General features: G+C 36.0%; 9 protein-coding genes. 5 read left to right on the top strand and 4 right to left on the bottom strand.

The features are described 5' to 3' along the window. Positions 1-54 precede the first annotated feature (54 nt). From LNP81_RS20925 to LNP81_RS20945, 5 genes are all read left to right on the top strand, one after another. Positions 55-3,381, top strand: coding sequence for a TonB-dependent receptor (locus LNP81_RS20925; protein WP_230039205.1), 3,327 nt, complete (start codon positions 55-57; stop codon positions 3,379-3,381). Between the two features lie 12 nt (positions 3,382-3,393). After that, positions 3,394-4,764: a RagB/SusD family nutrient uptake outer membrane protein gene (locus LNP81_RS20930; RefSeq protein WP_230039206.1), complete on the top strand. Its 1,371-nt coding sequence runs from the start codon at positions 3,394-3,396 to the stop codon at positions 4,762-4,764. Between the two features lie 63 nt (positions 4,765-4,827). Further along, positions 4,828-5,775: an ABC transporter ATP-binding protein gene (locus LNP81_RS20935; protein WP_078007825.1), complete on the top strand. Its 948-nt coding sequence runs from the start codon at positions 4,828-4,830 to the stop codon at positions 5,773-5,775. A 12-nt stretch (positions 5,776-5,787) separates the two neighbouring features. Beyond that, positions 5,788-8,052 (top strand): Gldg family protein, encoded by a 2,265-nt coding sequence (locus tag LNP81_RS20940; protein WP_230039209.1) that lies wholly within the window; start codon positions 5,788-5,790, stop codon positions 8,050-8,052. Positions 8,053-8,063: 11 nt separating this feature from the next. Next, on the top strand, positions 8,064-10,877 hold the full coding sequence (locus LNP81_RS20945) for a M16 family metallopeptidase (protein WP_230039211.1): 2,814 nt from the start codon (positions 8,064-8,066) through the stop codon (positions 10,875-10,877). 168 nt (positions 10,878-11,045) lie between these two features. Here the strand turns inward: LNP81_RS20945 and LNP81_RS20950 are convergent, their stop codons facing one another. The 4 genes from LNP81_RS20950 to LNP81_RS20965 all read right to left on the bottom strand — a co-directional run bounded on the left by LNP81_RS20950 (position 11,046) and on the right by LNP81_RS20965 (position 17,502). Beyond that, positions 11,046-11,528: a hypothetical protein gene (locus LNP81_RS20950; RefSeq protein WP_230039213.1), complete on the bottom strand. Its 483-nt coding sequence runs from the start codon at positions 11,526-11,528 to the stop codon at positions 11,046-11,048. A gap of 216 nt (positions 11,529-11,744) precedes the next feature. Next, entirely contained in the window at positions 11,745-13,148 is a 1,404-nt protein-coding gene (locus LNP81_RS20955; RefSeq protein WP_230039215.1) for an efflux transporter outer membrane subunit, read from the bottom strand. A 19-nt stretch (positions 13,149-13,167) separates the two neighbouring features. Continuing rightward, on the bottom strand, positions 13,168-16,335 hold the full coding sequence (locus LNP81_RS20960) for an efflux RND transporter permease subunit (protein ID WP_230039218.1): 3,168 nt from the start codon (positions 16,333-16,335) through the stop codon (positions 13,168-13,170). Between the two features lie 6 nt (positions 16,336-16,341). Next, on the bottom strand, positions 16,342-17,502 hold the full coding sequence (locus LNP81_RS20965) for an efflux RND transporter periplasmic adaptor subunit (RefSeq protein WP_230039220.1): 1,161 nt from the start codon (positions 17,500-17,502) through the stop codon (positions 16,342-16,344). Positions 17,503-17,610 lie beyond the last annotated feature (108 nt).

Consider the following 17,610-nt stretch of genomic DNA (forward strand, 5'->3'; position numbering starts at 1 on the left):
TTTGACAGGGAAAAGACATCTACGTCTTTTTTTAACCTGTCAAAAAAAACCATTATGATCATGCGAATCAGTTTATTCCACATTTTCTTACTGACCTGCGGCACGCACATGGTCTTTGCCAATGAAATGAGCGGTCAGAATCTGGAAGCGATATCTGTTGATATTGAACTTCATAATCAGGATATTAAAACCCTTTTTAAAACGATTGAAAATAAGACAGGATTACTATTTGCTTACCAGCCACAGATCATAAAAGATTTTCCTAAAGTGAGTACGCCAAAAGGACGCCGCAGTGTAAGCGATATTTTGAATAGTGTACTACAGGGCAGCAATTTGGTCTACAAACAAGTAGATAAAAATGTAGTCATTTATAAAAAAGAAAAGTCCAAAACTGAAGCCGAAACAGAAACAAGTGCTTCTAAAAAAGAAAATTCAGATGATGCTGATTATATGCTTTCAGGAAAAATTCTTGATGAAAATGGTCAGCCGCTACCAGGTGTCACTATTTCGCTTTTAGGCGGAAACAGACAAGGTGTTTCTGATTTCGACGGACAATTTTATGTTCAGCTTCCATCAGGAAAACATACCCTTAGAATATCTTATTTAGGGTATAAAACACAGGATATTACGGTTGAAAACCAAGTATCCGTTACGATCAAAATGCAACCCGATTTAGCTAAACTAGATGAGATCGTAGTGATTGGTTACGGTACAACAACCAAAAGAACTTCGACAGGATCTGTAGTAAAAATTACAGCAGAAGATATCGAAAAACAACCGGTAACCAATATTTTACAAACGCTGCAAGGAAGAACTCCGGGGGTATTTGTAACCCAGACATCCGGTTATGCAGGGTCTGACATGAATATCAGTATTCGTGGCCGAAATTTTATTGCCGGAAACAATTTACCACTTTATATTGTTGATGGTGTTCCTTATATTGGAGATGACATTAAAGAACAGGTTCAGGACCAAAATGTTATTAGAGGTGCTCAAAAATCGACCAGCCCTCTTAATATCATCAACCCAAATGATATAGAAAGTATCGAGATCTTAAAAGATGCAGATGCTACGGCAATTTACGGTTCAAGGGGAGCAAATGGTGTGGTATTAATCACGACCAAAAAAGGAAAATCTGGAAAAACAGAATTTACTGTAACTACCAATTCAGGAGTTTCTGAAGTAGCCCATATGGCAAAAACGTTAGGCACGCCAGCGTATTTAAACATGCTGCAAACGGCATTAACCAATAATGGTGATGTTGCTGATGTAGATAGCAACGGTATCGCTATTACAGACTGGGACCCGAATGCGCAAACGAACTGGCAGAAAAAATTAATAGGCGGAACAGCGAATTTTAATAATTATTCTGCGTCATTAAGAGGTGGTAATGACACGACAAATTTTCTTTTAAGTGGTACTTACCATAAAGAAACTACTGTTGTACCGGGAGATTTTAGCTATGATAAATTTTCTACCAACTTTAATATCAATCACAGTACACTGGATAATAAATTAAAAGTAGGTGCTTCTGTAATTTTTGCAACAGACAACAATAAACTGCCCTTTTTTGATATCACAACTTATGCTGTAGGCACTGCTCCTAACCGTCCGTTGTACAATGCAGATGGCAGCTATTACTGGTCTCCGGATTATTTTAGCGATATTAATCCGCTTGCTGCTTTAGAGAAAAGAGTAGACGATAAAGGAACGAACTTAATTACAAGTTTAAGTCTTCAGTATGAGATTGCAAAAGGGTTTTCTTTTAAAACTGATCTTGGATACGGAAGAGCTCAGATGCAAACCAAACAATTCATGCCGGCATCTGCAAGTAATCATGTTTACGCCGAAGCCAATGGCAGTAGCATGAACTTTCAAAGATCGTATACTGTTTCGACAAACAACACCAATAATTTTACTGTAGAGCCTCAACTGAATTATACAACTGAATTATGGAAAGGAAATCTTACCGCTCTTGTGGGAGGTTCATGGCAGAACAGAAAATCTGAAATGCCTTCTTATGTGAGTTCAAGCGGATATAGTTCAGACAATTTAATTGGAAATCTCGGAACCGCAGAAAACATAACCGCAAATAACGGAAGCGCAGAATATAAATACATTTCTCTTTTTAGCAGACTTAACTACAACATTGACAATAAATACATTCTGAACATTAACTTTAGAAGAGATGGTTCATCACGTTTTGGAGCTAATAATCGTTTTGGAAACTTTGGATCTGTGGGTGCTGCATGGGTATTTACTCAGGAAAAATTCTTAAATAGTCTTAGCTGGCTGAGTTTTGGAAAACTACGTTCTAGTTATGGAGAAATAGGAAGTGACGAAATTGGAGATTATCAATATGCTGAAACTTTTGACACTCGTAATTACGGTGACGGAAATGCTTCTATGGCGGCTGCCAGAATTGCAAATCCTAACATCAAATGGGGATTAACAAAGAAATTTGAAGCTGCTCTTGATTTAAGTTTCCTTAATGACCGTATCTCTTTTACTGCTGCTTACTATAAAAATACTTCAAGTAATCAATTGGTAAACTATACACTTAGTGCGCAGGCAGGTTTTACAACTTATACGGCAAACTTACCTGCAAAAGTTGAAAATCAAGGTTGGGAATTTACTCTTGCTACGACCAATATTCATACTAAAAACTTCAACTGGTCAACGTCCTTTAATATTTCGACCAATTCAAATAAGTTAGTATCATTTCCTGGTATAGAGTTTACCAGCTATTACTCGCAATATGTTGTTGGAAACCCTTTAGGCAGCAGGTATTTGTATAATTATACCGGTGTAAATGCCAATGGAATTGCTCAGTTTGAAGATCTAAACGGAGACGGAAGAATCTCTAGCGGATATGCAGAAACCGGCAGAGGTGACAGAAGATACGCCGGACCATCCTATCCTCAATACTACGGGGGAATCTCGAATACAATAAGTTATAGAGCTTTTACACTTGACTTTTTGTTTCAATTCGTAAAACAAGATGGTACTACTTTACTGTCTTCTACTGGTGCTCAGCCGGGTTATCCTTATTCAACAGCGAATTTTCAGGTAGACGAATACAATGATTATATCGCACAAGGAAATGTTTTAAGTTCCGGTTTTCAAAATAGTTTTTTCAATTATTTAGGATCAAATGCTTCTATTGTAGATGCATCGTATATCAAACTTAAAAATGTAAGCGCTTCATACCAGATTCCTTTAGATGAGGCAACAAAGAAATATTTACAGAGTATTCGCCTTTCGGTTCAGGGACAAAACTTAGTAACATTTACTAAATACAAAGGTCTTGATCCTGAAACGCAGGGATTGGCTTTGCCTCCATTACGTACCATCACTTTGGGAACTCAGTTTACATTTTAAATCTAAAAAATCATGAAAAATATTTCTATAAAATATACCTCTATATTTTCGTTTTTTCTTTTATTAGGAATTACAAGCTGTGATAATGCTCTTGATGTTGATCTTCCCAGCAATCAGCTATCATCAGAAAGTGTTTATGCTTCAGAGCCAACAGCTGAGGCTGCTGTAAACGGAATCTACCAAAGCATGGTTGCCGATTTTTTTTATAACAGAGTACATACTGTTTTAGGAGAAACAGCTGATGAATTAGTACCAAGAACAGGTATTGCCAATATTTACAGTTCGAATGAAATTCCGGAAACTGACGGAACTATAAACGCGAACTGGGGCGAATTATATAAAACTATTTACAACGCAAACAACGTAATTGAAGGGCTTACTAAAAGCACATCTCTTAATGCCGTAAAAAGCAAACAATGGATTGCCGAAGCTAAATTTCTAAGAGCGTATTCTTATTTTTACCTGACCAATCTTTGGGGCAATGTACCGCTGGTACTTACTACAGATGTAGATGTATCGGCATTGTTACCGCAATCTTCGCAAGAAACTGTTTATGCGCAAATTTTGCTGGACTTAACCGATGCATCAAAAGATCTTCCTGCAGATTATAAAAATTATGATCAGGAAAGAATCAGAGCTACAAAATGGGCGGCAGAAGCTTTATTGGCAAGAGTAAATCTTTATTTAGAAAGATGGAATGAGGCTTCAACCCACGCATCTGCTGTAATTAATGAAACTGGTACTTATGGTTTAATTACCGGATTAACAGATACTAACAGTCCTTTTATTGCAGATAATAAAGAGTCTATTCTTCAAATACCTTATTTTAATGTTGATTATACTTACGAAGGATCTTCTGTATTTACAACCGGTGGTACTTTATTACTAAGAAAAGGCAATGCGCTTTTTGAAGCCGGTGATGCCAGAAAAACAAACTGGACCATTGACATTAATGACAGATTGGGCGTATTTTTAGGGATTGCTCCTCGTAAATATCAAAATGATTTTGGAGACTCTCCTTCAGAGCGCTCTACTCTGCTTCGATTAGCAGAACTTTATTTAATACGTGCCGAAGCCAGAGTAAAATCGAATGATATTACGGGAGCTCAGCAGGATATTAATGCAATTCGAAATAGAGCCTTACTAGACAATACTACGGTAACAAATCCAAACCAATTGTTAGACTTAATTGCTCTTGAGAGACAACGCGAGTTCTTTGCCGAGAACGGACATCGCTGGCTGGATCTTAAAAGAACCGGAAAACTAGACGAAACACTCTCTGTTTTATCTGATAAAATCTGGAAATCTACGGATAACTTATATCCTATTCCGGAGCCGGCAATTCGATCTAATCCTTTCTTAAACCAAAATTCTGGATACTAATAAATAAAATAAGCGCAAGAATGTTACTTCAAAAAAACATTCTTGCGATTTTTAAAAAACACTATGGAAACAACAATTGTAAGAGTTGAGGACTTGTCACATCAATATAGTAAGGATTGGGCAATACAAAATATTAGTTTTGAAATTAAAACAAATCGAATTTTAGGTCTTTTAGGATCTAATGGCGCCGGAAAATCAACTACTATGAATATTCTTTGCGGCGTTTTAAACCAAACCAAAGGAAACATCTTTATTGATGGAATTAATCTAAAAGAAAATCCTGTCGAAGCCAAAAAACTAATTGGTTTCCTGCCACAAACCCCTCCACTACATTTGGATTTAACGGTAAATGAATATCTGATTCATTGTGCAGAATTAAGACACGTAAAAAAAGAAGATTTAAAATATGCTTTAGAGAAAGCCAAAGAACAATGCGGTATTGCACATTTCAGCAACCGATTAATCCGAAACTTGTCCGGAGGTTACAGACAGCGTGTAGGTATTGCTCAGGCTATTATTCACGAACCTAAATTGGTCGTTTTAGATGAACCAACGAACGGACTTGACCCTAACCAGATATTGGAAGTTAGAAAATTAATCAAAAAAATATCCAAAGACAAAGCTGTTATTTTCTCCTCTCACATTCTATCTGAAGTTCAGGCAACCTGTCAGGATATCAGAATGATCGAAAACGGACACATGGTTTTTTCGGATACGCTTGATGCTTTTAATAATCATATCGAAGCAGATAAACTAACGGCAAGTTTTGAAAATCCGCCGGCTCTTGAAGCATTAACAGATATTCCTGAGATAACAGCTGCTATTTTTCTGTCTCCAAAAAAAGTACAGATCACCTTTACCGGAACACAAGAAGTTGCGGAGAAAATTATTTCGCTCAGTGTTTATAACAACTGGAAATTGAGAGAAATTCAATTTGAAAAAGTATCTCTTGATGAAATTTTTGCTCAATTATCTAAAAAAGCGCCTTCTAAAAACGCTATTCTTTCTTAAAAAACAAACTAAATGAAAACAATATACAGAATCGCTAAAACAGAACTCTACACGATGTTTTATTCGCCGGTTGCATGGGTCGTTTTAGTCATATTTTCAATCCAGTCCAACTGGAAATTCTTTGACTCTCTGGAACGCTTTGAAAAATCTCAGAAAATGGGCGACGGAATGGGTAATTTGTCGCAAGCTATTTTTTCAGGTTTCATGGGATTATATACTGAAATGCAGAATTATTTATATCTATATGTTCCGCTATTAACAATGGGATTGATAAGCCGTGAAATCAACAGTGGTTCTATCAAACTTTTACTTTCATCGCCTATTAAAATTAAAGAAATTGTACTGGGTAAATATTTAGCCATTGCCGCTTATTGCCTTTTATTTGTTGGTATACTGGGGCTGCAGGTTGTTATTTCTTATTTCTCTGTCGAAAATTTAGATTTAAAATTTGCCATTTCGGGACTTATTGGTTTGTATTTACTGGTTTGCACCTATGCCGCAATTGGTCTTTTTATGTCTTGTTTAACTTCTTATCAGGTTGTTGCTGCGATTAGTACATTGGTAGTTTTAGCAGGATTAAATTTTATTGGAAAATTATGGCAGGATGTCGAGTATGTAAAAGACATCACTTATTTTCTATCGATCGCCGGTCGTGCCAATGAAATGCTCGAAGGTCTTATTATCAGTAAAGATGTATTGTATTTTATACTGGTAAGCAGTCTTTTTATTGGCCTGAGTATTTACAAATTACAAACTGGAAGAGATGCACAGCCAGCTTCTCAAAGAGTTCTAAAATATACCTTGCTAATAACTGTTGTTTTGGCACTTGGTTATGTTACTTCAAGAGCATCGTTGACATTCTATGAAGATATGACACGCAATAAAGACAGAACATTAACCAAAACGAGCTTAGACATTGTCAATAAAATAGAAGGTCCTGTCAAGCTTACCACTTATGTAAATTTATTAGATATTAACTATTATATGGCTATGCCGTATTCACAAAATCAGGACATTTCGAGTTTTGAAAACTACACCCGCTTTGTGCCTCAAATGCAAATGGAATATGTGTATTATTATGACACTTCAAACAATGAAGCACTATATGCACAAAATCCGGGATTAAATGACAAACAGCTTGCCGAGAAACTGATCGAAACGCAGAACGTAAAACTAAAAAAATTATATTCTCCTGAAGAAATTAAAAAAATCATTGACCTGAAACCGGAACAAAACCGAGTGGTAAGAACAATTGAATACAACGGAAAGAAAACATTTTTAAGAATGTTTGATGATTTGTTTAAAGCGCCGGGCGAAAAAGAAATCTCTGCTTCTTTAAAAAGATTAGTAGTTCCTGCGCCAAAAATTGTTTTTGCAACCGGAAACATGGAACGCAGCATTGACAAAAACGGAGATAAAAATTATAAAACAGGATTTAACGAAATCACTTTTAGGTATTCACTTATCAATCAAGGTTTTGATGTTTCATCTGTAGATATAAATGCGCAGAATATTCCGGAACAAACCGGTATTTTAATCATTGCCGATCCAAAAACACAATTGAGTCAGGGCGCTATTGACCGTATTACGAAGTATATCGACGAAGGAAAAAATGTAATGCTTTTGTCTGAACCTGAGACCAATTCGGCTTTAGCTGCTATAACAGATAAATTAGGGTTAAGCTATACCAAACAAACACTGGTTCAGGAAAGTGAAACCAACTCTCCGGATTATTTAGTAACCAATCTTCAAAAAAATACAGATCCTGTTATTAAATTTAGTAAAACCAGAAATAACTATCCAATCCCGCTTTTAGGAAGCAGCGGAATCAAAATCACTAAAGATGCCGGATTTAAAGTTACGCCGCTTTTAAAAACCAATAATCAGCCGGCATGGGAATCTCAAATGGGAATTACTTCAGTTTCAGAAGAGTTGAAGAAACAGCCTTCTGTAACGGCGATTCCTCTGGTTGTGGCATTAACGAAAAATATTAACGGAAAATCTCAAAAAATAATTGTTGCCGGAGATGCTGATTTTATGGGCAATGCCGAATTAAGCCGAAACGGTTCAGGAACATTTCAGTTTATGACTGATATTTTTAGCTGGTTCAGCAATTACGAATTTCCAATCGATACCACTCGTCCGGAAAACACAGATAAAAAAATAACCATCAATGCAAATCAGGTTTTCATTAATAAAATTGTCTTTATTGGGCTCTTTCCTTTATTGATCATATTGAGCGGTGCTTTTATACTAATTAGAAGAAACAGAAGATAAAAAATATCAAAATGTATACTAAAAAAAATATCATCATAGGCATTTTAGCGCTTTCTGTTCAGGGTGCTTTTGCGCAATTCAAAACCAACATTCCGCTGGATAAAAACGTGACAACCGGAAAACTAAAAAACGGATTAACGTATTATATCCTGCATAACGAAGAGCCAAAAGACAGAGCCAGTTTTTACTTTGTTCAAAATGTTGGTGCCATACTCGAAGACGACAATCAAAACGGATTGGCGCACTTTCTGGAACACATGGCTTTCAACGGAACAGAACATTTTAAAGGAAAAGGAATCATTAAAATGCTGGAAAAAAACGGAGTAAGTTTTGGTAAAGACATCAATGCTTATACCGCTCAGGATGAAACTGTTTATAATATTAGCACGGTTCCGGTTAGCAATCAAAAACTAATCGATTCTACACTTTGGGTACTTCATGACTGGTCAGGATCGCTGTCTTTAACGGATGCGGAAATTGATGCCGAAAGAGGTGTAATCAGGGAAGAGTGGAGAACCCGAAGAACAAGCGGTTTTCGTTTAAAAATGCAGACAGATCCTGTTTTATACAAGGGTTCAAAATACAGTAAAAGAGATGTTATTGGTGATTTGAATATCATCAATAACTTCAAATATCCTGAATTACGCAATTACTATAAAAAATGGTACAGACCAGATTTACAGGCCGTAATTATTGTGGGAGATATCGATGTAAAAGCAATGGAGCAAAAAGTAAAAGCCATATTTTCAGGTATTCCTTTGGCTAAAAAAGCAGCTGCCAGAACTTATACAGAGATCCCAAAACACGATGAATTGTATTTTGGAACAGCATCAGACAAAGAAGCTTCTTCTACTTCTATTACACTTCAGTATGTTCTTGATGAGCCTCTATTAAAAGACAGCATCGTGACACGCAAAAACGTGATGAACTCTTTTTATACCAGTATTTTAAACAATCGTTTCAGAGAATTAATCCTAAAAAATCAAGGTTCAGCATTAAACTTAAAAACTTATTTCGAACCGGTTTCAAGATTAAATACGTCGTTTAATATTTCGGCTTTAGCCAAAAAAGGAAAAACAATTCAGGCTTTTGAAGACGCGTATACTGAGGCAGAACGCTTAAAACGTTTTGGTGCCGCACAAGCCGAATTAGACCGGACAAAAAAGATTTTTATAAGTTCATACGATGATTTTATCAGCAATAAAGATAAAGTCGACAACGACAGCTGGGCAGATAAACTGACGAATTATTTCCTGAAAGCAAAACCATTTCTTTCTCCGGAAGATGATTATAAATTGACTGTTGGCATTATTAAAAGCATCACTTTGGAAGAATTGAACGCTTACGCGAAAACGATCCAGCAACCTACCAATCAAGTGGTGTTAGTGACAGGTTCTGATCAGGATAAAAATGATTTCCCCAACAAGGAAGCTGTTGTTAATGTGATGAAAAAGGTAGAAAGTATGACTTTAGAACCTTACACAAAAAAAGAAAACAATTCGCCTTTAATAGAAAAAGAATTAAAACCTGCTGCTATCAAAAAGACATTTGATGTAGCCGGAATTAAGGATGCAAAAGGTTATATTTTAGAAAATGATGCAAAAATAATTGTACTTCCAACAACGTATTCAAAAGATCAAATTACGTTTTCTGCTTTTTCAAAAGGTGGTAAATCTTTAGTAAAAACTGAAGATTTGGCTTCCGCCGAAATTGCTACAACACTGGCAAGATCTTCCGGTTTGGGCAATTTTGACAATATAGGTTTAAAAGAAAAACTAACCGGAAAAGTAGCGCAGGCCGCCCCTTTTATTGGCGAAAATACGCAGGGTTTTCAGGGAAGTTCTAACAGAGCCGATTTCGAAACCATGCTGCAATTGCTTTATCTTTCTTTTGAAGCGCCACGTTTTGATCCTAATATTTTTAGTATTCTGAAAGAGCAGTATAAAAACAATCTTGAAAATATTAAACAAGACAACGGAAACACTTTTAAGGATACTATTGAGCTGGCCAATTCTAATTATAACCCGCGTACATTTATATTCAACGAAAAATTCCTTGAAACTATTGATCTCAAAAAAGCAGAAAATATTTATCGTGACCGCATAAAAAACGCTGCCGATTTCACTTTTATTTTTGTTGGAAACATTCCGGATTCAGCCTTAGAACTGATTCAGAAATATATCGGAAATATTAAATCAAATCCGGCTTTAAAGGAAAATTATGTTGATCATAATATTGTACCTAAAAAAGGAAAAACCGAAGTTCATTTCACACGTCCGATGGAAGTTGCGAAAACAACCGTTTATTTAAACTTAACCGGAACGATCGAATACAGTAAAGAAAATGCTTTGTCGATGTACGTTATCGGGGAAGTATTATCAAAACGATTTCTGCAGACGATTCGCGAAGAAGAAGGCGGCAGTTATGGTGTAAACGTTGGCGGAAATCTGGAAATAATCCCAAAACCCACTTTTAGTCTTGCCCTGACTTTTGACTGTAATCCTGATAAAGAAGAAAAATTAATGCAGATTGTCTGGAAAGAATTAAACGATTTAAAATCAAATCCGGTCAATGCAAATGATTTGGAAGACATTAAAAAAGCACTTTTAAAAAACAGGGAAGAATCACTTAAAACCAATTCTTTCTGGAACAATACACTTTATAACAACAGTTTAAATCAGATTCCGTTTTTACAGGATGAAGAATATAAAAATTTAATTTCTAAAATTAATCAAAAAACTATTCAGCAGTTTAGTAAGCACGTTTTGGATAGTTCTAGTAGTGTCGAAGTTATTATGAGCCCTGAAAGTAAATCAGGTAAGTAAAACTTTAGAATACATTTTTATTTTATTAGTCATTAAAGGTTGTCTTGCCAGGACAGCCTTTTTTGTTTGTATAGGTTTCGTGTAAAAAACAAAACACGTAGCAACATTGCTTTAAAACAAAAAACGCCTCATTGCTGAGGCGTTCTTAAAATTTAGTCATGTTTTTACTTAGTGGTGATCATGTCCGTGATCTTTTCCTTTATTAGAATTCCCTTTGGACTTACCTGGATGATCGTTTTTATTTTTATCCTTGTTATTTTGTTTATAGGCTTTATCCGGTTTATTTCCTCTGTTTTTTTGAGGCTTTCCGTGATATCCTTTTGGATATTCAGCTCTGTGTTTTTTATGATAGCTATAAGGAGCGTCTCCTCTATAATCATTTAAAACTACTTTATATCCTCCGTAAAGATCATATTGTCTGTAGGCTGAAGGTAGTCTGCTTTGTCTTACCCATCTGCCGTTATTATCATAAATAAACTGCTTTTGACTTACATCATAATAGGTGTCAATATCCGGCAGATAATAATATCTACTGTCGTCATAACCTTGTGGACCCCAGCTTGGAGGTGTACCAATATTTACATTGATCGAAACTTGCGCGTGGGCAAAAACACTCATCAGGAGCATTAGTGCAATTACTATTTTTTTCATTTTTGTGGTATTTAGTATTAATGTATTTAATACAATGCTAAAGTAGTGCCATTTATTTGCTTTTATGCTTGCCATTATACAAAAACACCATACTAATCGACGAATAGCAACTCACAGCCGACAAAATCCATAAAAAAACGCCTCAAAAATTTGAGGCGTTTTTTAGTCATGTTTTAATTTGTGGCGATAATCGTAAAAATGATTTATCGATATATTTTATTTCCATCCACCACCCAGAGCGCGGTACAAATCTACCACTGCTTGTAGTTTTTGTAAATTATCATTTACACCACTCAATTGAGCTGCTAAAAGATTTTGTTCGGAAGTTAATACATCTGTATAATTAGTTGCAGAACTATATTCTAAAAGCTGTTGTGTAAAGTCTACTGCTTTTACTAAAGCTTCAATTTGTTTTTCTCTCGAATCTTCTTTGGCTACAGCCATTTCGTAAGCATATAAAGCATTCGAAACTTCCTGACCTGCAACTAAAAGGCTTTGTTGAAAATTATTAAAAGCCTGTACTTGTCTTGATTGTGCGTTCGTTAATCTTTCTCTATTAAGTCCCTGATTAAAAATAGGCTGTGTTAATCCTCCTATTATAGAATAAAAGATAGACTGATCAAAGAAATTCTTCAATTGCAAAGTCGACAAACCACCACTTGCTGTAAGCGTTAAACTTGGATAAAAGTAAGTTCTTGCCAAATTAGTTGTCTCAAAAGCAGTTCTGAAATTAAATTCGGCCTGACGAACATCCGGACGATTTTCTAATAACTGAGCTGGTAAACCAATAGCTATTTTTTCAGGAATTACCTGTTCGCCTAAAACTCCTCTTTCGATTGGTCCTGATGCTTGTCCTAATAAAATATTAATTGCATTTTCAGTCTCACGAATGCTTCTTTTTAAATCCGGAATCAAAACTTCGGCTGCATGTTGATTGGCTTCACTTTGCACAACAGATGCACCGGTTACAATTGCTCCTTCTTTTAAAGCTTTGATAACTTCTACATTTTTAATACGGCTTTCTAATGTTGCCTGCGTAATTTCTAATTGCTTGTCATAGGACAGCAATAAAAAATAATTATTAGCAATATCCGAAATCAATTGTGTTTGTACCGCTTGTTTTGCCGCATCTGTAGAAAGATAAGTGGCCAAAGCTGCTCTTTTAGAACTGCTTAGTTTTCCCCAAATATCAGCTTCCCAAGAGGTATTAAAACCCATTTTATAAGTCGTAGTCAGCGTATTGATATTGATTCCCGGAGGAAAATTCAATGCTGCTTTAGATTGCTTATTACGCGTTGCATTAGCATCAAAATCTAAAGTTGGGTAATACGCTAATTTCGTCTGACGTAAAGTAGCACGAGACTGAACAATATTTTCGATTGCATTTTTTAAGTTCAGGTTCTGGTCTAATCCTTTTTGAATTAAAGCATTTAGTTTTTGATCCTTAAAAACAGTCTGCCAGGGCATAGTAGCGATCGTAGTCGAGTCAGTAGAAGTCTGATCTCTGTACAAATTATCTGTCGATAATGTTTTGGGACGTTCGTACTTTTTGGTAACGCAGGCACTCAAAAGAGTGACTGCAACTACCATAAGAATATATTTATTTGAACTATGAGTCATTTTTTCTTAATTAAAATTATTACTCTTTATGAGCTTCGATTAGTTGTACCTCTTCGTCATCATCGTCATCATCATAACCATCTTTTGCCGGGCCACTCACTTTTTCCTGTAATGTCTGGAAAATGATAAACAATACCGGAATAACAAATACTCCTAAAATGGTACCAATTAACATTCCTCCTACTGCTCCTGTACCAATTGATTTGTTTCCTACAGCTCCTGCTCCGGAAGCAAACATCAAAGGAACAAGTCCTAAAATAAAGGCAAAAGACGTCATTAAAATTGGTCTTAAACGCGCAACGGCTCCTTCAACTGCTGCTTGTACAATTGGCATTCCTTTACGCCTTCTTTCGAGGGCAAATTCGACAATCAAAATACCGTTCTTCGCCAGCAATCCAATCAGCATGATTAAGGAAATCTGCAGGTAAATATTACTGTTTAATTTGAAAATGATCGAGAACAAATACGCCCCTGCCAATCCAAACGGAATTGATAATAATACTGCAAATGGCAAAATATAACTCTCGTATTGTGCACTTAATAAGAAGTATACAAAGACAAGACATAATATAAAGATAAAAATAGTTTCGCTTCCTGATGCCAATTCCTCACGTGTTAATCCTGAGAATTCATATCCGTAACCTGTTGGAAGTTCTTCTGCTGCAACTTCCTGAATGGCCTTAATAGCATCTCCTGAACTAAATCCAGGATTTGGTGCTCCGGTAATAGCAATAGAAGAGAAAAGGTTAAACCTTGAAATAGATTCCGGTCCGAAAACTCTGGTCATTTTTACAAACTCTGTAATTGGAGCCATTGTTCCTGCACTGTTTCTAACAAAGATTTTATTTAATCCTTCTGTATTCGTTCTAAACTCAGGAGAAGCCTGGATCATAACACGGTATTGTTTTCCGAATTTATTAAAATTCGAAGCATACAATCCTCCATAGTAACCTTGCATCGTTGACAAAATCGTGTTGACAGGTACACCTGCATCTTTTGCTTTTGCCAGATTGATATCCATCATGTATTGAGGGAAACCTGGATTAAATGGCGTTGTAGCATATTGAATTTCAGGACGTTTTGACAACTTTTCTAAGAAATCAGTATTTACTTTAAAGAATTCAGCCGTAGTGTGTCCTCCTTTATCCTGCAATTGGAATTCGAATCCTCCACTTTGTCCAAATCCCTGAATGGTTGGCGGAGAGATAAAGAAAATATTAGCTTCACGAATACCACTTGTTTTGGCAAAAAGCTGACCAATTACATCATTTACACTCAAATCACGTTTCTCCCAAGTTTCCAGTTTTACAATTACCATACTGTAAGCACTTCCCGCTCCTGCAGTAAAGTTTTGTCCCACAATACGAAGTGTATTTTTAACTCCAGGAATTGTTTTGGCAATACTATCCACTTTTTTTGCAATAATATCAGAACGTTCCATCGAAGCAGATGGCGGTAAACTAATATTGGCAAACACAGTTCCCTGATCTTCCGCAGGAACGAAAGCAGATGGTGTTGTTTTCATCATATAAAATAAAGATGCACCAGCAATAACAATAGAGGCTAATACGATCCATTTTTTTACAGAAAGAAATTGAACTGATTTTTTATATTTACTCGTAACGTTATCAAATGCAACGTTAAACGATGTATAAAATCTTTGAATAAAACTTTTATGTTTATGATCATCAGCATGTGGTTTTAAAAGCAAAGCACACAATGCAGGACTTAAAGTCAAGGCGTTAATTGCCGAAAGGATAATCGCAACGGCTAATGTAATACCAAATTGTTTGTAGAAAACCCCCGTAGACCCAGTAATAAATGTTACCGGAATAAATACCGCTGCCATTACAAGTGTGATCGAAATAATCGCTCCGGAAATTTCATCCATGGCATCGATAGTTGCTTTCTTAGACGATTTATAACCGTGATCCAGCTTGGCATGCACCGCCTCGACGACGACAATAGCATCATCGACCACAATACCAATGGCCAGTACCATTGCAAAAAGGGTTAATAAGTTAATCGTAAACCCAAATAAATTCAGGAAGAAAAATGTTCCTACAATCGCTACCGGAACTGCAATAGCCGGAATTAAAGTTGATCTAAAATCCTGAAGGAAAATAAATACAACGATAAAAACCAATATAAAAGCTTCGATCAACGTATGAATTACTTTTTCGATAGAAGCATCAAGGTTTTCATTAACGTCAACAAGAATTGTATATTTTACTCCTTTTGGGAAAATTTTTGCAGCCTCTTCAATAAGGGCTTTAGAGTTGTTGATTACATCACGGGCATTAGATCCCGGAGTCTGGCTAATTGCCATTGCAGCAGATTCTACACCATTTGTTTTAATCGTCGAAGTATAACTTAAAGATCCTAGCTCTACTTTAGCAACATCTTTTAATCGCAGCATTTGTCCGTTTCCAACAGATTTGATGATAATATCACCAAATTCCTTGTCGCTGGTTAAACGTCCTTTATACTTAATTACGTATTGAAAAGCCTGATCTCCGTTCTCACCAAATTTACCTGGTGCAGCTTCGATATTTTGTTCGGCCAAAGCAGCTGAAATATCACTCGGAATCAATTTGTATTGTTGCATGATATCCGGTTTTAACCAGATTCTCATGGAGTAATCTTTTGCACCAAAAACGGTTACATCTCCTACCCCAACTACACGCTGAATTTGCGGTACAAGGTTGATTTTAGCATAATTTTGAAGAAAGGTCTGATCATAAGCAGGATCATCACTATATAAAGAGAAAATCACTAAGTTACTACTCTGACTCTTTGTTACTGTTACACCGGCCTGAGTTACCTCTACTGGCAATAAACTTGTTGCTCTTGAAACCCTATTCTGAACGTTTACCGCTGCTAAATCCGGGTTTGTTCCTACTTTAAAGAAAATTTTTATAGAGGCATTACCATCATTTGTTGCTGTAGAAGTCATGTAAGTCATGTTTTCTACACCATTAATTTGCTCTTCAAGCGGAATTACGATACTTTTAAGTACAACGTCAGCATTGGCACCTGTATAACTTGCCGAAACGTTTACTGTAGGTGGAGCGATATCAGGATATTGAGATATAGGTAACTCAATAAGTCCTAAAACTCCCAGAATGACAATAATAACAGATATTACCGTCGAAAGTACAGGTCTTTGTATAAATATTTTAAACATTTTTTCTTATTTTAAGTCAGCGTAAACCGTTTCCTGATTCTGATTTTGAGCTTTAATTTCGGTTCCTTCTTTTAAAGCAGCGACTCCTTCTAATACAATTTGATCACCTGCTTTTAAGCCACTTGTTACAACATAGTAATTCCCTGCTGTGTTTTCAAGTTTAGCAATATTGACATTTTTTGTTTTTCCGTCTTTCCCTACAGTAACAGCAAAGATTTTATCCTGAAGTTCGAATGTAGCGCTCTGAGGAATTAAGATAACATCTTTTACTTCATTCGGGATTCTAACAGTTGTACTACTTCCGCTTCTGATGATTCCTTTTGGATTAGGAAAACGCGCTCTGATATTTACCGAACCGGTTTCGGTATTAATAAGTCCGTTTACGGTTTCAATACGTCCTTTTTCAGGATAAGTTGAACCATCTGAAAGTAAAAGTGAAACGGCTGGCAATTGTTTGATTTTTTGTTCTAATGAAGTTCCCGTACCGCTTTGAGTAAAATTTAGCAAAGCTTTTTCGTTCATTGCAAAATAAGCAAAAACGTTTCCTATACTGGAAACTGTTGTAAGAGGTTCAGTTGTATTAGAACTCACCAAACTTCCTAAACGAAACGGAATTGACCCTACAACTCCATTAACCGGACTTGTAACTGTAGTATATCCCAAATTGGTTTTGGCATTTACTAAAGCTGCATTTGCCTGAGCTACTGATGCCAAAGCTGACTCATAAGTATATTGAGCCGATTCAAGATCGTATTTACTAATGATTCCTTTTTCTACCAGTGGCTTTACTTTATTTACCGCCAGTTTTGCTGAACTTAAATCTGCCTGAGCACTTTTTATACTTGCAGTTGCTGTACGAACTTGTTGCTCATATTCTGGTGCGCTGATTTTAAATAAAGGCTGCCCTGCTTTAACAACAGCACCTTCATCAACATAAATTTTATCGATATAACCTTCTACCCTAGGGCGAATTTCGATATTTTGCTGTCCCTGGATACTGGCAGGAAAGTCTGTATTTAATGTGGCTGATTTAGTCTCTAAAGTCAGCGTTTTATACTCTTTAACTTGTGGTGCACCTCCGGCCTGAGCCGATTTGTCATTTTTATTACCACACGATGTGATAACAACAGCTACTGCGAGAATGCTTAAAAAGGATTGCTTATTCATTGTGAAAAATGTGTAATTATCAATTTATATCGAAACAAAAGAACTAAAATATAACAAACAAAAAATTTACAATAGACGGAGCGCAAGAAACAATCGATAGATATCACA

Source organism: Flavobacterium piscisymbiosum (genome assembly GCF_020905295.1).
Classification (GTDB): Bacteria; Bacteroidota; Bacteroidia; order Flavobacteriales; family Flavobacteriaceae; genus Flavobacterium; species Flavobacterium piscisymbiosum.